The organism is Bacillota bacterium (assembly GCA_040754675.1).
Taxonomy (GTDB): Bacteria; Bacillota; Limnochordia; order Limnochordales; family Geochordaceae; genus Geochorda.
The window spans coordinates 1-1650 of sequence record JBFMCJ010000754.1; the positions used below are offsets into that span (position 1 = coordinate 1).

2 protein-coding genes are annotated in these 1650 nt (G+C 65.9%); both read left to right on the plus strand.

The window, feature by feature from the left end; genetic code table 11:
- Nucleotides 1–224: 224 nt before the first annotated feature.
- Nucleotides 225–1382 (plus strand): branched-chain amino acid ABC transporter substrate-binding protein, encoded by a 1158-nt coding sequence (locus tag AB1609_23255; GenBank protein ID MEW6049354.1) that lies wholly within the window; start codon nucleotides 225–227, stop codon nucleotides 1380–1382.
- A 120-nt stretch (nucleotides 1383–1502) separates the two neighbouring features.
- Nucleotides 1503–1650: branched-chain amino acid ABC transporter permease (locus AB1609_23260; GenBank protein MEW6049355.1), on the plus strand; the 148-nt coding region annotated here is incomplete at its 3' end.

A 1650-nucleotide genomic window follows, 5' to 3' on the forward strand; every position in this document is an offset into this window, starting at 1 on the left:
CCGCCTTTCGGCGGGTGTGCCTTTGTCGGCGGGTAGGAACCCACCGGGTTGATTTTCGCGCCGCGCGCCGCTAGGCGCAAGTTCAGTCGCTGTTAGTCGTTCAAACCCGTGTCGCCTCGGCGAGAAGGCTCGAATGACCGCCCTCTCGAAGGAATTAGTTTCGTTTACGGCGAAGTCCGTGCCTACTCTACGAGCCTTCGCTCTGACAGGGGGTATGGGTGTACATGCGGCAGGGACAGGTACGAGCAACCTTTTGGGCCCTGGCTTTATTGGGGCTTCTCGTGGTCGCGGCGGGGAATGCGCTGGCCGCCCCGGCCCCGATCCGGATCGGGGTTCAGGGACCCATCTCAGGGCAGTGGGCGTACGAGGGGGACGGATTCGTCAAGGCCGTTCAACTGCTCGCCGACCAGGTCAACGCGAAAGGCGGGGTGCTCGGGGGCCGGCCCATCGAGATCGTGACGGCCGACGACCAGAGCGACCCGGTGCAGGCGGCGGTGGCGGCGCAGCGCCTGGTGACGCAGGGCGTCGTGGCGGTCATCGGCAGCTACGCCTCCAGCCTGACGGAGCCGGCCTCCACCATTTACGATGAGGCCGGCATCGTGCAGGTCACGCCCTCCTCGACGGCCACCCGCCTGTCGCAGAAAGGCTACCAGCGCTTCTTCCGCACCTGCTTCCTGGATGACCGGCAGGGGCTGTTCGCCGCCGAGTTCATCACCGGTACCCTCAAGAAGAAGCGGGTGGCTCTCATCCACGACAACACCACCTACGCTTCGGGCCTCGCCGACTGGACCCGCCGGTACCTCGAGGAACGGGGCGCCCAGGTTGTCTTCTACGACGCCATCACGCCGGGTGAGCGGGACTTCACCGCCACGCTGACCCGGGTGCGGGCGTCAAACCCTGAGGCCATTTACTTCACCGGCTACTTCCCCGAGGGCGGGCTGTTGGTCAAGCAGGCCAAGGCACTGGGCATCACCGCCACGTTCATGGCCGGCAACGCCACCAACAACCCGGAGTTCGTCCGCATCGCCGGAGTTGATGCGGCCAGGGGCACCATCATCACCACGGAGCCGATCCCGTCCGACCTGCCCTATCCTGAGGCCCGCCAGTTCATCGCCGATTACAGGGCCCGCTACGGGCAGGAACCCGGCAGCATCTGGGCGCTAATGGCCGCTGACGCGTTCCGGGTGCTGGTGGAGGCCATCCAGAAGTCCGGCTCGGCCGATCCGGCGCGCATCGCCCGGTACCTGCACAACGACCTGAAGAACTTCCCGGGGATCACCGGGCCCATCCTCGGCTTCGACAAGAACGGCGATCGCCTGGGAACCATCCACAAGGCTTACATCGTCAACGAGCGCGGTGAGATCGTGCCCTACCAGGGATAGCCGTAAAGGGGTGGAGAGCGGCGGTCGGAGCAGGGACGGGTGTATCCGCCCGGCGCTCTCCGCTCTCCGCCCCTCGCCGGACTCCGGGGAACGCCCGCGGCGCAGGCGGGAGGTTGAATCGTGCAGCTTTTCGCCCAGCAGTTGGTGAACGGTCTGACCCTGGGTTCCGTCTACGCTCTGGTCGCTCTGGGCTACACCATGGTTTACGGCGTGCTGCGGCTCATCAACTTTGCCCACGGTGAACTCTTCATGCTGGGCGCGTACCTGA